The sequence below is a fragment of the Microcoleus anatoxicus genome (genome assembly GCF_042465725.1).
In the GTDB taxonomy this organism is placed as follows: domain Bacteria; phylum Cyanobacteriota; class Cyanobacteriia; order Cyanobacteriales; family Microcoleaceae; genus Microcoleus; species Microcoleus anatoxicus.
The window spans coordinates 2,316,135-2,334,585 of sequence record NZ_CP120853.1; the positions used below are offsets into that span (position 1 = coordinate 2,316,135).

The 18,451-nt window shown below is 47.0% G+C and carries 12 protein-coding genes; 7 read left to right on the plus strand and 5 right to left on the minus strand.

Features of this window, described 5'->3' with window-relative positions:
• Positions 1 to 25: 25 nt before the first annotated feature.
• The 4 genes from P2A85_RS10090 to P2A85_RS10105 form a co-directional block, all read right to left on the minus strand.
• Positions 26 to 5,107, minus strand: coding sequence for a CHAT domain-containing protein (locus P2A85_RS10090; protein ID WP_377479291.1), 5,082 nt, complete (start codon positions 5,105 to 5,107; stop codon positions 26 to 28).
• A 512-nt stretch (positions 5,108 to 5,619) separates the two neighbouring features.
• Positions 5,620 to 6,021 (minus strand): DNA sulfur modification protein DndE, encoded by a 402-nt coding sequence (dndE, locus tag P2A85_RS10095; RefSeq protein ID WP_377479294.1) that lies wholly within the window; start codon positions 6,019 to 6,021, stop codon positions 5,620 to 5,622.
• Positions 6,022 to 6,331: 310 nt separating this feature from the next.
• Positions 6,332 to 8,329 carry a DNA sulfur modification protein DndD gene (dndD, locus tag P2A85_RS10100; protein ID WP_377479296.1) on the minus strand — a complete coding sequence of 666 codons (1,998 nt, stop codon included), beginning with the start codon at positions 8,327 to 8,329 and terminating at the stop codon, positions 6,332 to 6,334.
• A 249-nt stretch (positions 8,330 to 8,578) separates the two neighbouring features.
• The gene (locus tag P2A85_RS10105) at positions 8,579 to 9,511 is read right to left on the minus strand and encodes an ADP-ribosylglycohydrolase family protein (RefSeq protein WP_377479299.1); all 933 of its coding nucleotides are present in this window, start codon (positions 9,509 to 9,511) and stop codon (positions 8,579 to 8,581) included.
• On the opposite strand from P2A85_RS10105, the gene P2A85_RS10110 reads away from it, so the two are divergent.
• The 4 genes from P2A85_RS10110 (at position 9,503) to minE (ending at position 12,040) form a co-directional block, all read left to right on the plus strand.
• Complete coding sequence (locus P2A85_RS10110) at positions 9,503 to 9,649, plus strand: hypothetical protein (protein WP_377479302.1); 147 nt, start codon at positions 9,503 to 9,505, stop codon at positions 9,647 to 9,649. The two genes, P2A85_RS10105 and P2A85_RS10110, sit on opposite strands and share 9 nt — an antisense overlap.
• A gap of 188 nt (positions 9,650 to 9,837) precedes the next feature.
• A complete protein-coding gene (gene minC / locus P2A85_RS10115; protein ID WP_377481410.1) occupies positions 9,838 to 10,638 on the plus strand; it encodes a septum site-determining protein MinC in 801 nt (266 codons plus the stop codon).
• Between the two features lie 156 nt (positions 10,639 to 10,794).
• Positions 10,795 to 11,601 (plus strand): septum site-determining protein MinD, encoded by an 807-nt coding sequence (gene minD, locus P2A85_RS10120; protein ID WP_377479305.1) that lies wholly within the window; start codon positions 10,795 to 10,797, stop codon positions 11,599 to 11,601.
• Between the two features lie 118 nt (positions 11,602 to 11,719).
• On the plus strand, positions 11,720 to 12,040 hold the full coding sequence (gene minE, locus P2A85_RS10125; protein WP_377479308.1) for a cell division topological specificity factor MinE: 321 nt from the start codon (positions 11,720 to 11,722) through the stop codon (positions 12,038 to 12,040).
• On the opposite strand, the gene P2A85_RS10130 is transcribed toward minE, so the two are convergent.
• Positions 12,037 to 13,206: a DUF58 domain-containing protein gene (locus tag P2A85_RS10130; protein ID WP_377479311.1), complete on the minus strand. Its 1,170-nt coding sequence runs from the start codon at positions 13,204 to 13,206 to the stop codon at positions 12,037 to 12,039. The genes minE and P2A85_RS10130 overlap by 4 nt on opposite strands.
• A 239-nt stretch (positions 13,207 to 13,445) precedes the next feature.
• Between P2A85_RS10130 and P2A85_RS10135 the strand changes: the two genes are divergently transcribed.
• The 3 genes from P2A85_RS10135 to P2A85_RS10145 all read left to right on the plus strand — a co-directional run bounded on the left by P2A85_RS10135 (position 13,446) and on the right by P2A85_RS10145 (position 18,292).
• Positions 13,446 to 14,705, plus strand: a complete 1,260-nt coding sequence (locus P2A85_RS10135; RefSeq protein ID WP_377479314.1) for a type IV pilus twitching motility protein PilT — start codon at positions 13,446 to 13,448, stop codon at positions 14,703 to 14,705.
• 456 nt (positions 14,706 to 15,161) lie between these two features.
• On the plus strand, positions 15,162 to 16,793 hold the full coding sequence (locus P2A85_RS10140) for a polysaccharide biosynthesis protein (protein ID WP_377479318.1): 1,632 nt from the start codon (positions 15,162 to 15,164) through the stop codon (positions 16,791 to 16,793).
• Positions 16,794 to 17,086: 293 nt separating this feature from the next.
• Positions 17,087 to 18,292: a glycosyltransferase family 2 protein gene (locus tag P2A85_RS10145; protein WP_377479321.1), complete on the plus strand. Its 1,206-nt coding sequence runs from the start codon at positions 17,087 to 17,089 to the stop codon at positions 18,290 to 18,292.
• Positions 18,293 to 18,451 lie beyond the last annotated feature (159 nt).

Genomic DNA, 18,451 nt, shown 5'->3' on the forward strand with positions numbered 1-18,451 from the left:
TATCCTGGTTTCGGTCTGAAGCTCCCTAATTTTTTGTTGAACTACTAGCAGTGCCAATATCATCACAAAGATGGCGATCGCTCTTACTGAGATCGTCGGCAGGGAGGTTCTTCAGATAGTCACGCACCCAATCGCAGTTCATTGCTACGAGTTCATCCATTTCTCCGATTTTCCACAGGCGAGCGGTGCCGTCTCCTCCAGCAGTGACTAGCTGCTTGCCATCGGGGCTGAACCTGGCATTATGGACTGGGCCTTGATACCCTTGGAGAACGGCTAACTGCTTGCCGGAAGTGTCCCACAGACGGGCGGTACCGTCTTCTCCAGCAGTAACTATGAGCTTGCCATCCGGGCTAAACTCCCCACCCAAGAGCTTTCCTAGATGCCCTTTGAGAACGTGCAACGGATTGCCTTTTATGTCCCACAGACGGGCGGTGCCATCTGCTCCCGCAGTGACTAGGAGCTTGCCATCGGCACTAAATTCGGCACCCCCAACTAGGCCTAGATGCCCTTTGAGAACGTGCAACGGATTGCCTTTTATGTCCCACAGACGGGCGGTACCGTCTTCTCCAGCAGTAACTATGAGCTTGCCATCCGGGCTAAACTTCGCATCATAGACATTACCTTGATGCCCTTTGAGAACGTGCAACGGATTACCTTTTATGTCCCACAGACGGGTGATGCCGTCTGCTCCCGCAGTGACTAGGAGCTTGCCATCCCCACTAAACTCCGCATCATAGACATTACCTTGATGCCCTTTGAGGACAGCCAACGGATTGCCTTTTATGTCCCACAGACGGGCGGTGCCATCTGCTCCCGCCGTGACTATGAGCTTGCCATCCGGGCTGAACGCCACGTTTTTGACATTACCTTGATGCCCTTGGAGGACAGTCAACGGCTTGCCAGAGGTGTACCACAGACGGGCGGTGCCGTCTGCTCCCGCAGTGAATATGAGCTTGCCATCATCACTAAACTCCGCATCATAGACATTACCTTGATGCCCTTTGAGGACAGCCAACGGCTTGCCCGACGTGTTCCACAGACGGGCGGTGCCATCTTCTCCAGTAGTGAGTATGAGCTTGCCATCCCGGCTGAACTTTGCATCATAGACATTACCTTGATGTCCTTTGAGAACGGTCAACTGCTTGCTGGTGGTGTCCCATATGCGAACGCTGTCGTCTAATCCAGCAGTGACTAAAAGCTTGCCATTCGGGCTGAACATGGTGCTATTGTCCTCACCTTGATGTCCTTTGAGAACAGCCAACTGCTTGCCTGTAGTGTCCCACAGACGGGTGGTTTCGTCTAATCCAGCAGTGGCTAGGAGCTTGCCGTCCGGGCTGAACACCACGTTATTGATATCACCTTTATGCCCATAGAGAGTGACAAACAGCTTGCCTTTTGTGTCCCACAGGCGGGCGGTTTGCCACAGGTGGGCTTTGTTGTCTTGCCCACCACTGACGAAAAGCTTGCCATCCGGACTGAACGCCACGGTATAGACCTCACCTTTATGCTGTTTGCGGTCGGTCGATCGTTCACTGGAAGTGTCCCACACATGAATGAAGCCCTCGTCTCCCGCAGTGACGAAAAGCTTGCCATTCGGGCTTAACGCCACGCTATTAACCTCACCTTGATGCTCTTTGAGAATGCCCAACGGCTTGCCTTTTGTGTCCCACAGACGGGCGGTGTTGTCTTTTCCAGCAGTGACTAGAACCTTGCCATCCCGGCTGAACAGGGCGCTCTTGACCTCGCCTTGATGCCCTTGGAGAACGGCCAACTGCTTGCCTTTTGTGTTCCACAGGCTGGCGGTGCCGTCTTTTCCAGCAGTGACTATGAGCTTGCCATCCGGGCTGAACATGGCGCTATTGACCTGACCTTGATGCCCTTGGAGAACGTGCAACTTCTTGCCTTTTGTGTTCCACAGGCTGGCGGTGCCTTCTTCTCCAGCAGTGACTAGGAGCTTGCCATCCGGACTGAATGCCATGCTCTTGACCTTGCCTTGATTCGTTTTGAAATCGGCCAACTTCTTGCCTTTAGTGTCCCACAGGACGATCGTTGACACCGAGCTAAATACGCTTTCAGATCCACTGCTAGCTATAGTCTTACCATCCGGGCTGAAAGCTGTAGTATAAATTTGCCTTTGATTGCTTTCTAAACGGTTCAGTTCCTGCCCTGCATAAATTGTATGGGACAGCTTGCCTAGCACTTGATTCCTTAACCCAGCCTTTGGCCAAAGTTTTTGCCAGAATGAGTGCTTGAGTGCTTTGGCAGCCTGTAAACTGCCTATCCTTGCATCCAATGTTTGATTGGAAGCCAAGCTGGCTTCAGCAGATTCTAAAAAACCCTGAATTTGCGCAATTTCTGATTCTCTCCACTTAAATCCAGCAAAAATGGCAAATCCACCCAAGATAAAAGCGGCGCTCACAGCCGCCATGAGTATACGCTTTCTGCGTTGTTCCTCAAGCTTGCGAATGCGATCGCGCAACTGGACACAAGCCTTGACATACTCAGCCTCAAATTGGTTAAGATGCACAAATTTGGGATGCTTCAACAGCACCTCAGCATCTTCTAATCTTCCCCCCTGATGTACTAAATAGCTGTCTTTGTCTGGCTGCTCCTTGTGGTTGTGCCACTCCTCTGCCGCCTGATTAATCGTTTCCCGCAGTTGCAAGTCAGTGCGATTCTGATTCAACCAATTTTGCAACGCCGGCCAGTAGCGGATTAAAGCTTCATGAGCCACTTCCACCTCTTCCTTTCCCGTCGCTTCGTTCCGACTGGTAACTACCAGCCGCACCCCTTCACCCGACAACTGCTGCACCAACTTCCTTGTCGCGGCTAACTCATCGCCTGTTTGCACTAAATCCTCTAACTCCACTCTGCGGCGCGTGTCCCGTCGCTTCTCCCCTGCTACAGCACTCGCATCCAAGCGAGTTAAGCGCAGGAAAATATTCCGGACTTGCTCTTGCTCGGCCACTGACAAGCGATTGTAGAAATCATCGGCAGTCTTAGCGATCGCCTTTTCGACTCTGCCAATCGCCTGGTACTCCTCATCGCACAACCACCGCCCCCGCCGTCGCTTCCACAGTTCCTGCAACGCATATTGCAGCAGCGGCATCGCTCCAGGCTCCCCTTCCACGTCATTGAGAATCGAGTGGCTCAAGCCCGATTCAAAGCGCAGTCCCGCACTATCTGCCTGCATCTTCATGGCTGTAATCAGTTCCGCAGGTGCCATCGGCCCAACCAATTTTTGTCGGGTTTCAATCCGCTTTCTCAGTTCGGGGTAGAAGGTACACTCTCCCAAAAAGTCAGCCCGCATCGTGATTACAACTTTCCGCCGCTCGGCAATATTTAACAACTTTTCGATGAATGCTTGCCGATGGTCTTTATCCTCACAGAGTGTAAAAAGTTCCTCAAATTGGTCTACTACTAATATTGAATGTGGCTCTAATACCTTCGATAATCTTTTTAATTGTCTTTCTAGCTGTCTCAGAGGCTCTTTTCCTGGCGTCATGTAAGCCCACTGGAGGCTTAGCTCCTCCTCTTTGAGCTTAGGAATCAGCCCCGCTAACACCACCGATGACTTGCCACTACCCGAAGTGCCGATTACGGCTAAGAAATTGTCCTTCGCCAGTTCTTTTTGTAAGTCCTTAATCAGCTCGTCACGCCCAAAGAAGAACTTGTGGTATTTTTTATCACCGAAGGAAGACAGCCCAGGGAAGGGGCACTCAGCCTTGTATTCTGGTGGTTCCTTACCCAAGGCTGCCAGAGCGTCAAAAGTGAGATCGAGCACTTGGTCGCAGAGGTTGTTGAGTTCAACTATTGCCTGATGACGATCTGAGCGGGCGGTGCGTGAGTCGGCTCCCCTGGTATTTTTTAGCGTCTTTACCTGGGTTTCAAACCTCTGTTTGAGTACGGAGGCATGAGGGGCTCGCTCTTGCAGGAGCTGTTGCAGCTTTTCCAGACCATACTCGATTTCCTCGTCTGTCAGTTCTCGATCGTCGAGGCGATCGCTGAACAAGGGACGTCCACCCAAGCGGCTGAATAGGGCTGGTACTGTAATATCGTGGCGCTTGGACAGTCCGGCTGTGGCTTCTTGCAGGGCCGTGTCTACTTCTCCGGACTCTCTGAGTCGTCGGTAAAAGCTCTGTCCTAGAGCCAAGCCTGTCTCTACGCTCACTTTGCGGGTCATGGCGATGACTGCGGGCATCCCCAGATTTCTGACTAATCGCTGAGCTAATCCGCCTAATGCTCCTTCGGCTCTGGGGTCGGCACTCTCACAAGTGCAGAGGAAGGCAAAGTGAGGTAAACTCCTCTGATAATTACCGATGTTCTTCAATTCTCCGATCAGGTCTTCCGCAGTTACTGGCAGAACTTGATTGTCAGCTTGCGCCCAGTATAAAACTGTCTCACCTGTCGCCATCAGCTTGCCGTGGCAGATCAAGTGGAGTAAGGTGTAGGGTTTCTTGGCATTCGTCAGTTGCTTAGATAGTTCTTGTAGCGTGGGCGGACCGAGGGCACCTGTAACGTCATTTGCTAGCATATCGTAAGGAATATCACCGAGAGCTGCTTTGACTCCTGATAAGGCTGCCTCAACATCAAAGGGCGCTAGTTGATATTTTCCTATATTCGAGGGACTGGCTGCCAGCACCAGCGATCGCAAGTCACGCCGCCCAATTGGCGGAAAGCGGCGATCTATAATAGTGGGAATGTACAGGGAAAATGGCACGCGCTGGTTACGGGCTAAAAGATACCAATCTCCGTCGGCATCAATCGGAGCACACAGTCGTTCCCAATGTAAGGTCTTGACTTTATCGTTGTCCGCCGCTTCAATTGAGAGTAAAATTCGCAGGCGGCAGTCTTGGGTACTCTTGGATAGGGCGCGAACAAAAGTCTCGCGCACAGCTCCTCGAAACAGGGCTTGGCCCAAAAGGATGCCATATTCTTTCTCGTTCTCTTGCTGTTGGGTGAGTTTGTTTAAGTCATCCTGAGTTAGCTCAAGAGTCTCTTTTGAATGGGTGGTTAGCCCATCTGGTTGCTTACACCTGACAACAATCGGCCAGCTACTCACACCTGATTGGCTCTGGATGGTAATCTCGAACTCGAAGGCGTTCATGCGTCATGTCCTCTCATTATTTCTTGCTCTCCATGTAGATTTTTATTGAATTCCAGTGGATAAATATTTAGCTTCCGATTTCAAAAACCGCATGTATTGGTTTGTTGAAAATCGCCACACGCTTACCAAACACAGCAATATTGAACTTGTTAGCGATCGGAAAAAAGGCTTGTATTTGTCGTTGGTGAATCAAGAGCGACTGCAACTTATCTTGCAAAAAATGTTAGATTCCAATGAATTTTTGAGCGATTACGGTATCCGAGCTTTGTCAAAATACCATGAGAATTCTCCAATATTCTTTAGATATTGGAGAAGGTCAAGGTCCTGTAGGTCATTTTTTCCCGCTGTTGAAGTCAGAAGTCTCTCCACAGGGGAGCATCCCGAATTTGCAAATATATCGGTAGGGGCGAAGCATGACCGTAGTGAATCTTTCCTTTTAACCAATAACTTATCTGCGGTCATGCTTCGCCCTTTACAAAATCGGGATGCTCCCCTCCACAGTCTAGAATCAGTTAATTTCTTAATTTTTCTGGCGATAGGGCGATCGTAATTAAATTTTCTATTTTTTTAATATTCGGATCGCCAGCTAAATAACCGATCCCACGGTGCAAGTGGAGGCGAAACTGTTTAGCGAGAGTATCTTTTTCTGTACCTAAGTTGTCATTGTGACAGCGCTGCTTCAGAGCAATTATCAAGATATCAGCCATGTCGCCACCAAAAACATCCCAACTTAATTCTACATTGCTGTCGCTAGGAATCGGTACGGGAGATGGAATGCTCGGCTCGGCTAGCGATCGGCAAAAACCCCACCGACACAAGATGTTCCACTGGTCAATTTTGGTCGATCGTTTCAGTTTTGATAGTTGGTCTTTCCCTGTTTGGGAGATGCGGATGCGATCGACTGGTGGTTCCATAGGTTGATGATTTTTTGATATGTTGTATGATTGTTAATATTGAGCCGGCACAGCCTCTAGATAGGCTTTTCAAAACTGAGGTTGTTAACCAAAATTCACCACAAAAATTTACGATAAAATTTACATTTTTTTACACGGCGCTGGGTTGAAATGTACGAGGTTTTCTGGTATTGTGATTTTATAAGGATGTATCCTATATAATGGGATGGTGGCAAAAATAAAATTTTCGCAACCATCCCATTATCTTATATATAGTACCGCAACCCCAGGGCAAAGTCAAGAGGTTGCGTCTATTTTTTAGGGCGAATTTTTATGGCCAAAAGTAACCAGTTTCAACGGTGGTTTGGCGTTTGGCGGAATCATATTGGAGGATGTAGCTGTGGGCGATCGCCTCTAATTCTTGCAGCTTATCATATTCTGTTTTGCCAATTTCTGTATCTGTTGATAGTAGGATGACTTGGTGGCTGGCGGAGGGGAAATAGCGTTCGACTAGGTTGTTGCGGTGGGAGGAGTCGAGGCGGCCTAGGGGAGTGTCGATGGCGACTGGTAATTGTCTCCCAGATACCCTGGCTAATCCCCACAAAAAGGCGATCGCTAGCAGTTGTTTTTCTCCTGCTGAAAGTCGGTGTTTGGGTACTTGTTTCCCTTCGGTATCGTAGATGGAAAGACTAAAGGTTTGGGTATCTATGGCTACTCTGTGTACTAAGTCAGTTTTGTGCAGCAGGTAGCGGAAACAATCGGTGATTTCTACTTCGAGTTTATTGAGTTTTTTGAGGGTAAGTTTTTCTTTGAATTGTTTGAGAGTGGCTTGGGCTTTAGCGATGGAGGCGATGATGTGTTGGCTGTTTCTGATGGTGATGAATTCGCTGCTGTAGTTTTCTAATTCTTTTTTGACTTGGGCTAATTCTTTTTCTAATTCCTCGATGTAGCGGTTAACTGATACCAAGTCTGCTGCTGCATTAGCGACTGCTTCTTGGCTATTTTTTAACTCTATTTCTAGTTCTTTGTAGGCTTCGGGAGAAGCGGCGGTGGCTAATTGTCTGTCTGTAAAGTCGATTTCTGCTTCAATATTTTGGATTTTGTCTATAATTTCTACGGCTGTGGTTTGCTGGAAGGGGATTTGGTAGTTGAGGATATTTTCTAGTTGTTGGATGTGGTCATTGTCGGCTGCTAACCAGGGGGTGGTGTCGGAGCCGATTAGCTGTTCTAGTTCTCTATTTTCTTGGCGGATGAAGTCTTGTATTTTGTCTAGTTGTTCGGGGTTCAATGAAATTTCGGCGATGTAGTTGAGGAGGCGATCGCTTTTTTCTTTGATAATATTTTGGGCAATTTTGGCTCGCTGCTGGCTGGATTCTGTTTCTGCTTGGGTTTTGGCTTGGCTGAGCAGGGGGGAAATTAGGGCTAAGGGGAGGGTATTGGATGCTAATTCAATCATCGCTTCACGGGATTTTTCAGCAGTGGCTCTGTAGTCGTTTAGTTGTCTGTCTAGTTGGCTGCGATCGGCTGCGATTTTCCCACCTTCGGAAATAAACTTATCTGATGCTTGTTGCTGATTTTTTTGAGCTTGCTCTAACTTGTTTTTTAAATTAGTTGCATCTTCCTTGACATCGGCGATTTTATGAGTAATTTTACTGAATTTTTCTTCAATTTTTTCTAAAGCTGCTAAGTCTTTTTTGCCGGACATTTCTTTACGCTTGCGGCTGGCTAATATTTCTAAATCAACGGCGAGGCGTTCGGCTAATTCTAAACCTAAAAGAGATTTAATTGCACCCACTACAAATTCTGGTGGAGTTTCGAGTTCCGCGAGTTCTTTTACTTGTTCGCCATCAAAAAGAAACAGGTTAGATATGCCGACTGGTAGCATGGTTTCGATGTATTCATCCCAGGTGTTGCTCAGGGCTTTGTCTGCCCACCAATCGGTAACGAAATCGCTATACATGAGAATACTTAGGGTGTCTTTGATATCGTTTTTTTTCCAGTATCTAACTATTTTAAATGTGCTTAATTTATCATCTTGAACTTGTTCAAATATTAATTCAACCCTGGTATCGTCTAAGGGTGGAGTGTGGCGATTGACTGATTGATTGAGGAAGTCGCTGTAGCTTAAATTGCCTCTGGTGGAACATTGAGCTCTGCCACCGTAGAGGGCGAGGCGAATGGCGTCTAAGAGGGTAGTTTTGCCACCGCCATTCATGCCCCCAAATAGGACTATGGGGCATGGATTGCCGTCTTTTTCTGGGCGGAGATTTATGGTTTGAGTTCCTGCATAGGGACCGAAGTTTTTGAGGACGAGTTCGAGGAATTGCATTGTAGATGTTGTTGAGATGGGTGGAGAATTGCTAAGATCGGCAGTCTCAAATGACGCAAGTCCTAATGATATCATTTTGTATAGGGGCGATCGCCGATTAACGATCGCTCAGATGGTTAATACCAGTTTTTTATGAAGCTGCATAGAATTCGATCCCCCCTAGCCCCCCTTAATAAGGGGGGAACAAGATTGGGATGGAAGTCCCCCTCGCACGGGGGATGCGAGGGAGATTGAGATATATATCCAACATCATATTAAATTGGTATAAGGGGTCAAAAGGCGATCGCCAAAATCTGCAATTAAATTACGATGGACTAATTGCGATCGCCATTTTTCCGGGAGGCCACCTTCACCATAAAAAGCCCCAGCCAACTGTCCGTAAACCGCACCAGTCGTATCAGCATCATCACCCAAATTCACAGCTAACAAGCATCCTTGAGCAAAAGAATCACTGTTGTAAAATGCCCAAAGCGCCGCCTCCAAAGACTTGACAACATAACCCGTACCTTTAATTTCAGGAGGTTGTCGTCGCTTAAAAGAACCCGCCGCAATTTCATCAATCTCTGCCACTAGCGGGTGAGCTTCCCAATATCCAGAAATCGGACAGTATCTTTCTGAAAGCAACACATCTTTAGCAACACCATTCACCGCCGAGGCAATTAAATTACCAAAATAGCGACAAGCATCCACACAAGTAGTAGCACTGTGAGTAGTTCGAGAACTTGCTGCTGATTTTTCTATGACTTCCAAAGGATTTTTAGCATAAAACAAAGGCACGGGAGCCAAACGCATAATCGAACCATTTCCAGCAGTATGAGCATCGGTAGAACCGCATTCAGGTTTTCTTGTAGCTTTAAAATTCAGAAGTGCTTGTCGCACCGTATTACCAATATCAAAACATTTACCATTGCTGCTCAAATGTCCATATCCCCACCACCGCAAATAAGTTTCTAATTGATGGATGGGATCGAAACCTTGTTTTTCAATCAAACTTTCAGCCAAACAAAGTGCCATGGAAGTATCATCAGTCCACTCTCCCGGTTGTAGTCGAAAGGGGCCACCACCAATCATGTCATTAATAGGTGTAAAAGTTCCTGGGCGAGTGAACTCTAAAGTTGTTCCTAGAGCATCACCAATCGCTAAACCGAGAAGACTACCACGATAACGTTCTATTTGCTGCATAGATTTAATTGGGAATTGGGAATGGGGAATGGGGAATTGGGAATTGGGAATAGGGAATTGGGAATAGGGAATGGGGAATGGGGAATGGGGGATGGGGGATGGGGGATGGGGAATTGGGAATGGGGAATTGGGCGATGATCCGGGATTAGCCATTGGGCGGAGTGATTAGCTATTGGCAACAAATAACCAATCACCAATCACCAATCACCAATCACCAACAACCAATAACCAATAACCAATAACAAATAACCACTAACTAATGACTAATGACCGATCGAGCTAAGATTGATCGTAACTTGTCCCTACCCGAACTCAGACCCGTTCCCATGATACCCGATGCCTTTCCCGGAGCCACTTCCGCCCCCGACTCTCAAGGGACACATGAAGTCAGCCTCGATATGCAAGTCCGTCTCAAAACTGAAGATGGACAGCTACTGCTGCTGTTACCCTCAGAAACTAACACCAGTGAAACACCCACAGTCTCCGCCTCTAGTTGGACTGAAATTTGGCAACAGTTAAAGGTGAGGCTGAATGCGGGAGAACGCTTTTGGCAGGCGAATGCCGAAGTACAATTGATGGCGAGCGATCGACTTTTGGATATTCGCCAACTGCAAGAAATCGCCGAAGCCCTATCGGAAGTGGAACTTCAACTCAAACGAGTCCACACCAGCCGTCGTCAAACTGCGGTTGCCGCCGCCACTGTCGGCTATTGTGTAGAACAGCAGCCTCCTGTTTCATCGTTGAATAAAGTACCCACGGAAAAACCGCAATCCCTGGCGGAACCTTTATATTTGCAGATGACGGTGCGATCGGGCGTAGAAATTCGCCATCCGGGTACCGTCGTACTTTTGGGAGATGTGAATCCAGGTGGTTCAGTCATCGCCGGGGGCGATATCCTAGTTTGGGGGCGTTTGCGGGGGATTGTTCATGCTGGTGCTGGCGGCAATACTAAAAGTGTGATTATGACCTTGCAGATGGAACCGATGGTGATTAGGATTGCTAAGTATGTTGCCAGAGGTCCAGAAGCTTCACCGGCTCAGTTTTTCCCGGAAGTCGCCTACGTGACAGATAAAGGGATTAGGATTGGGAGGGCTGCTGATTTTGACAAATCCCTGTTAATGGGTTAGTGGTTATTGGTTAGTGGTTATTGGTTAGTGGTTATTGGTTAGTTGTTATTGGTTATTGGTTAGTTGTTACCAATGCCTAATGCCCAATGCCCCATGTCCATGCCCAATGCCCCATCCCCAATCAATAAATCTAAAATCTCAAATCTCAAATCGCTTATGGCTCGCATTATTGTTGTTACATCAGGGAAAGGCGGAGTTGGCAAAACCACCTCCACAGCTAATCTTGGCATGGCTTTAGCTAAGCGGGGGCGCAGCGTTGCGGTGATTGATGCCGATTTTGGGCTCAGAAACTTAGACTTGCTGCTGGGCTTAGAAAATCGCATTGTTTATACTGCACTGGAAGTGCTTGCAGGAGAGTGTCGCTTAGAGCAAGCTTTGGTGAAAGATAAGCGTCAGCCACGTTTGGTGTTGTTGCCGGCGGCCCAAACTCGCATGAAAGATGCCATTAGTGCCGAGCAAATGAAGCAACTTGTGGGGATGTTGGGGACAAAATATGATTATATTTTAATTGATTCTCCTGCGGGCATTGAACAGGGTTTTCAAAATGCGATCGCCCCGGCTCAAGAAGGTGTGATTGTTACTACTCCAGAAATCGCTGCTGTCAGAGATGCCGATCGAGTTATCGGTTTGCTGGAAGCTAATAATGTCAAGAAAATCAACCTGATCGTGAACCGGATCAGACCGGCAATGGTACTCGCCAATGATATGATGTCGGTACAAGACGTGCGGGAAATCCTCGCCATTCCGTTGCTGGGCGTAGTCCCTGACGATGAGCGCGTCATTGTTTCCACCAACCGAGGAGAACCATTAGTTTTGTCAGAAACAGCTTCTTTGGCTGGAACCGCTTTCGACAATATTGCTCGTCGCTTGGAAGGGGAAAAAGTTGATTTTCTCGATCTCAATCCTCGTCCCGAAACCTTTTTTAGTCGCCTCCGCAAATTCTTCAATACTAAGATTATTTAATCTGGGGCCGCTAGGGGCGATCGACTTTCATCCATAGGGACTGAATCTAGCACCATCGTCTAGATGTTCCCAAAGTTAACTTTTTCTAGGCATCACCCTTGACAAATGAGTACCAATCATGATATATACACTCCTCGAACGACTTTTCCCGCGCACGTCTGATAACAGCCGCGATGAGGTCAAACGCCGCCTGAAACTGGTTCTAGCCCACGATCGCTCAGAACTCAGTCCAGAAATGGTTGAGGCGATGCGCCGAGAAATTCTAGAGGTGGTGTCGCGTTATGTGGAAATTGATACTAGCGAGTCAGAGTTTTCCCTAGCCAGCGACCAGCGGGCGACATCGTTGATTGCGAATCTGCCGATCCGGCGAGTCCGGCTGGATACAGTACCCGAAGAGGTACCCGAAGAGGTACCCGAAGAGATGGCGGATGAGGATTAATAATTCATCGCTCTTTCTAAAGGTGATTGTAACTGGATTTGTAAAGGTCGATCGGACCGAATTTCGAGACCAGGAAAATCATTTTTTACTAATATTTTTTCGCCGATTTCCGTACTAGGTCTGGGCCAGAGTACCCAACGACTACCTTGGGTAAGAGTGCTTAAACTTGCAGAATTTTGAGTCAGCCAAATTAGCGGCAGTTTAGGTCTGTTTTGCACAACATCTTCCGCTGCATTAACTGCTGCTAAAGTTTCCAAAACTACCCGGTTCCCCGATACGATTCCAGTTCCGGTTGTCCAAAGTTTGACGTTTAACAAGCGCTTGCTAGCATAGAAGTAAAGGGACGCAGCGACTGTCACGGCTCGTTCAAATTCCTTTGGTTCCCAGGTGGCACCGCTGTCGAGAGCAATCATAATTTCTTGACCACCGGCTGCAACTTCCAACTCCCGCACCCGCAATTCCCCGTGGCGGGCGCTGGTACGCCAGTGAATCAGTCTGGTGGGGTCTCCGTGTCGGTAGGGTCTGAGGTTACGGGTGAGTCCTTCTGTAGCATTTTGCGATCGACTACGATCGTACAATTGCGGACTATCTTCTTGACCGATGCGATCGATCAAAGGACAAGTGCTCAAGGGTAAAACCTGGGGATAAACCACCGCCTTCGTCGCCACCGGGCGACTGCGCCGACACCAAAACAACCCCAAAGGTGCTGCTGTCCTCAAGTAGACCTCTAACCAGCGATAGACACCCCGCTGCTGCGCTTCCAGATAGTATGTATCCATGTAAATACTTTTGGGTGCGATCGCCTCAATGGGGCGAACTACTGGCTCTGCGAGTACAAAGGGCAAGACATCTATGACTTGCAACAGGGTTTGAGGTTGGTCGGAGCAATTTTCGATTTCTAGTTCGATCGTCATTTTATCCCCCACACTCACAGGTTCGATCGCGCGACGGCGGACTTCCAAAGCACGGAGCGATCTCGTCGATAAAAAAGCCGCTATTCCCAACAGCGCCAAACTCCCACCGCTGAGTACGTAAAGCCACCCAGCCATTGTATTAGTAGCAGAGCCAAAAAAGAAAACAGTCAACCCGATCAGCACCCAAGCACCGTAAGACGGTGTTGCAGCGCGACTTTCGAGCCAGTTGGCAATTTTGAGACCGATGTTCATAGCACTTTCAATGGTGAGGAATGGTTAATCAATCGCAATCAAACTAGCAAGAAGATCGGATTTAGCCTCTTGACTGACCAACTTTTTGAGTTCGGTCTAGTCACTGAGGAATCTCGCCAAGTCCTCACAAGCTAATTGTAAAATCTTCTAATAACTTAGCAGCGAATTAGATATTAGCGATTAGATTAGAAGTCAGCCATTTTTTAGCAAAAAATCTACATTCATATCGAGACCAAAAAATGAACCCATTAGATAATCCTACACCCGTTCGACCAGAGGCTCAAGCACGTCGCACACCGCCACCGCCACCACCCTTAGCAGTCCATCCTGCGCCTCCAGCTCCCGCAGTCGCGCGACAACCAGAAGTTCCCCTCAGTACGATCGAGCAAATGGTCAGAGATGCCCATGCCGCTGGGGCTTCCGACATTCACATTCGAGTCGGTCAAGTGCCAAGATTTCGGATTCGGGGCACGATGCAAGTAGCTATGAGCCACGTCAAAGTAACTCCAGAAATTTTTGAACATTACTTAGCAGAAATTCTTTCTCCCCAACAGCGCAAACAGTTCGCAGATAGCAAAGAATTAGATGCAGCAATTTTCTATCCTGGTTTCGTGCGGTGTCGGGTAAACTGTTTTGATTCCCTCAGTGGCGGTGCTATAGTATTGCGTTTGATCGATCTGCAAATACCGAGTATCGACGCGATGAGATTGCCAGAAGTTCTCAAAAGCATTATCCTGCGATCGCAAGGGTTAATATTAGTTACCGGACCGACCGGTTCGGGAAAATCGACCACCGTGGCTGCGATGATCGACCACCTGAACCAGATGGAGCAAAAACACGTAGTTACCATTGAAGACCCGATCGAATTCATTCACCCTTCCAAGAAATGTTTAGTCAGCCAGCGGGAAGTGGGCTTGCACACCCACGAGTTTCAGCAGGCGTTGCGGGCTGTGTTGCGGGAAGATCCAGATGTGATTCTGATTGGGGAAATGCGCGATCGTATTACCATCAATACAGCTTTGCAAGCAGCTCAAACAGGTCACTTAGTCTTGGGTACTCTCCACACTCGCAGCGCCATTAACGCTATCAACCGCTTGTTGAATATGTATCCCCCAGAAGAACAGCAGGCGATGCGGATTCAAATCTGCGACTCGTTGGTAGCAGTAATTGCTCAACTTTTGTTACCAACCGTTGACAATCGCCGGGTCGCAGTTCACGACATTTTGGTGAATACCCCTGCCATGCACGATTACTTAATGAAAGGTGCTGATGACGAGGCTTTCCGGTTGATGGAAATTGATACTTATGAAGGAATGCAGATTATCAATCAGGCTCTTTATACCCTTGTAATTGAGGGCATAGTGACGATAGAAGAAGCAAATAAAGCTTCTCCTGAAGCGACCGATTTAGACCGTCGCTTGCGGACAGGAGGCTATGATGCTGCGGATGCTCGTGGCTTTAAAGGTAGCAAAAAAGAACGCGGCGTTCGTGCTAAGTAGCAGCACATCTCAGAAGGGTAAGAGTATATGGGACTTTACCCTTTTTTACTAAATGTTAAAGAAATTTAATATTAAATTTCTTTAACAAACACCGTGCTTTACATAAACTTTAAAAATAGGGAAAAACCCTGAGATGATTGCAAAGAAATGATAAAGATGTGTTGTGACTATTGCCAAGACCTAGGAAGTTCAGTTTACAATAGTGGCAATTGTAATAATAATATTTTTTGATAAAGATTTTAAATTTAGAATATGCCCAAATTAACCAGTCAACCAAAACCCTTAGTCAAGCTACAAACAGGATGAACAGAATAATCTGTGTCGCAGCAGGTTTTTAGGGAGTTCTATTAACCAGTGGATAAAAAAAAACAGGTATTTTTAGTCCGAGTTATTTGGGCTGTTAAATCAGTGTTAGTTACAACGAGTATATTTTGAAAAATCAAAGGAGCCAAACAAGTGAAGAGTGCCTCTAACCCCTCAGAATTATTGGAATGTCCAAGTAAAGCAGAAATAATCGATCGCATCCAAAAGTTAGTTCCCCCAGGCTCCTTGGAACCGCAAGATCCTGAAACTATAGCTGCTTTACAAACTTTGACCGCACAGTTAATCTGGGCCTACAAAGCAGACGGACAATTAGAAAGCGAACCTTTTGAGGACGTGCGCGATCGCGAAGTGCACCTGTACGCCACCGCAGTCACCAACCAAATCCAAGGAAAAACCATCCTCGTCACCGGTGGCGAAGGATGCGTCGGCCGTTTCTTAATTGAAAAACTCCTGGACCTAGGCGCAAATCAAATCATTTCCGTAGACAAAGCCCGATGTCAAAACCCCTTAGAAACTCTTTCCCTTTGTCAACAAGAAGGTGCTGTTACCTTCTATGCTACCGACATTCGCAACTTTGGAGCCCTTAAACAGATATTTGAAGTCCACAAGCCAGAAATTGTTTTTCACCTAGCAGCTCAACGCTCCCCAGGGCTAGCTGAAATTCAAATCCGAGAAACAGTGACAACCAGTATTTTAGGAACCAAGCACGTCATCCAACTCTCGGAAGAATACGGTGTGGACCAGTGCATTTTTTCTTCCACGGGAAAAGCATCTCGGTATTTTACTACGGAAGTTTACGCAGCTTCTAAAAAATTTGCTGAATGGCAATTTGCCAGAGCAGCTAAGTCAGGAAAAGTCACCTACGGGATGGTTCGCTTTACTCATATGCTGGAAAACAGCTTGTTTTGCGAACAAATGTCTAAGAAAGTAGAGCAAGGAAAAATTGTCAACGTTCACGCTCCCCACCGCTACGTCACCGCTCAAAATGTTTTGGAAGCAGTTCATTTATTGCTGAACGCACTGGTTTTATCCGTTCCCGGCAAATTGAAATTTCTGACGGTGCGAAATCTCGGATGGCCCACAGAAACTTTGGAAGTAGCTCTCTATAAAATTGTGGAATCAGGTAAAAATCTGCCGATTTATTTTCAAGGACTTTTACCAGGCTATGAAGAACCATTTTTTATGGGACAATTTGACTGGAGCAAACCTACAGAAATTCACCTCTTGATTAATGTTCTGGAAGACCCTTTTAGAATTATTGACGATTCGGGCGATATCGTGAGTGCAGAGTTGGCTCCTTTTTCTTTCCGGGTGTTTGATAGACAAGTGTCTCACTTGGAAAGTTTTATCAACGCTTCTGATTTCCCCGAATCACAAATTAAAGAAGTTCTGGTGGCGGCAGAAAAAGAAATAATTGCTTCCTCTTTTGCCTGGAGTGCCGCCCCCGATTTATTGAAAATTTTGCAGTGGGGACTCAATCCGAAGAAATTGCAATGTTACGGAAGTGACATCTATAGCTATAGCGAAATTATCGAACTACTGCTGCAAGGAATTTACGGCAGAGTTGATGCAGAAGTGTTGCAAAAATCGGGAATTAGCGCTGATGAATTTCATGAATTAGTGAATAGTTTGGCTGCACTTGAAGATCGGGAATCGGAGGTACAGTATTTGCGATCGGTGTCAAAATATGTCAGAGAATTGATGCCAGTGGCACAATTAACCAATAGCAATTATGAGGGTGTTCGCATCCGTGATGCAGCCTAACATCATCAAAAATACTCAGTGATACCAATTTTTTATGAGGCTGCATAGAATTAGATCCCCCCTAGCCCCCCTTAATAAGGGGGGGACAAGATTCCGATCAAAGTCCCCCTTCTTAAGGGGGATTTAGGGGGATCGAGATATGTGCAACTTCACATTAAATTGGTATGAGTTGTGATTTTAACAACAGAAAACCTATAAATCGAGAAGCCAGACTTTTTCTAAAAGTAGGGCTTCTCGGTATGATAATTTTAGGTTAGACTAGGATTGGCCAAATTAAAATAAGGTACTAGAGCGTGGAAAATAGTCAGCTAGTGTTCCTATTTATTGATATCATGTTATGGGCGATCGCGCTAATTCTTCTCATTCCCGTTGCAGTTCTATTTCTAGAATGCACAGCCTCTTTATTTTCAGCTAGTCAATCCACCGCAGATACTAAATCTCCCCGTCCGAAAGTAGCCGTTTTAATTCCAGCTTACAACGAAGCAGCAGGCATTGCAGCCACGATATCCACAATATTGCCACAATTAACACCGGACGATCGCCTATTAGTGATTGCAGACAACTGTACCGACTCCACAGCAAATATCGCCCGCAAATGTGGTGCAACGGCGCTAGAACGCCAAGACACGGAACGCAAAGGCAAAGGATACGCCCTAGATTTCGGCTTACAGGCGATCGCCTCCGACCCCCCAGAAGTAGTAATCATGGTGGACGCAGACTGTATCTGTCAACCAGACGCCTTAGAGACATTAGCCAGAGTTGCAGTTGCTTCCCAACGGCCAGTCCAAGCAACTTATCTCATGGAACAGCCACCCAATCCTACTCCCAAAGACTCCATTTCTGCTTTAGCATTTCTAGTCAAAAACTTAGTCAGACCAAGCGGATTAAAACAGTTAGGATTCCCATCATTACTAACAGGAACTGGCATGGCTTTTCCCTGGTCGATAATTCGATCGGTTTCCCTAGCCAGTGGTAATATTGTTGAAGATATGCAGATGAGTTTAGATTTGGCGATCGCCGGACATCCAACCATGTTTTGTCCCGCAGCCAGAGTCACCGGTTGTTTACCCCAGCAGCAGCAAGCAGCCACAAGTCAAAGAACCCGATGGGAACACGGTCACATACAGACTTTGTTAACCCAAACCCCCCGCCTCGCAGCAGCATCCCTACAGCAAAAAAGATTTGACTTATTGGCGATCGCCCTCGACTTATCAGTCCCTCCCCTGTCTCTTTTAGTCGCCCTGTGGCTAGCAGCTTTTGCAGCCTCATTACTAGCAACAACCTTGGGAACATCCCCACTTCCAGCCATCTTGTTAGCAATACAAGGATTGTTAATTCTAGTTTCAATTGTCGGGGCTTGGGCTAAATTTGGGCGTGCCGATATTTCCGGTTCCACTCTGTTATCCGTACCCTTTTACATCCTCTGGAAAATCCCTTTGTATCTGGGTTTTCTGCTGAAACGCCAAACCAAATGGGTACGCACAGAACGGGATGTTTAAGAATTACAGGAATAATGTAAATATAGGTAATTGGTAATTGGTAATGGGTAATTGGTAATGGGTAATTGGTAATGCCCTATATCCTTTCTCAGTTAGGTGAGGTACAGGCTAATGGGTAATGGGGAACCCCCCCTGACCCCCCCAGGGGCTAGGGCGTGT

Bases quoted from the DNA above. Each gene is read 5' to 3' on its own strand.
- P2A85_RS10105 (WP_377479299.1), bottom strand. From the start codon at position 9,511: ATGCAGCAAATAGAACGTTATCGTGGTAGTCTTCTCGGTTTAGCGATT.
- P2A85_RS10130 (WP_377479311.1), bottom strand. From the start codon at position 13,206: ATGAACATCGGTCTCAAAATTGCCAACTGGCTCGAAAGTCGCGCTGCA.
- minD (WP_377479305.1), top strand. From the start codon at position 10,795: ATGGCTCGCATTATTGTTGTTACATCAGGGAAAGGCGGAGTTGGCAAA.
- dndD (WP_377479296.1), bottom strand. From the start codon at position 8,329: ATGCAATTCCTCGAACTCGTCCTCAAAAACTTCGGTCCCTATGCAGGA.
- P2A85_RS10135 (WP_377479314.1), top strand. From the start codon at position 13,446: ATGAACCCATTAGATAATCCTACACCCGTTCGACCAGAGGCTCAAGCA.
- P2A85_RS10090 (WP_377479291.1), bottom strand. From the start codon at position 5,107: ATGAACGCCTTCGAGTTCGAGATTACCATCCAGAGCCAATCAGGTGTG.
- minC (WP_377481410.1), top strand. From the start codon at position 9,838: ATGATACCCGATGCCTTTCCCGGAGCCACTTCCGCCCCCGACTCTCAA.
- minE (WP_377479308.1), top strand. From the start codon at position 11,720: ATGATATATACACTCCTCGAACGACTTTTCCCGCGCACGTCTGATAAC.
- dndE (WP_377479294.1), bottom strand. From the start codon at position 6,021: ATGGAACCACCAGTCGATCGCATCCGCATCTCCCAAACAGGGAAAGAC.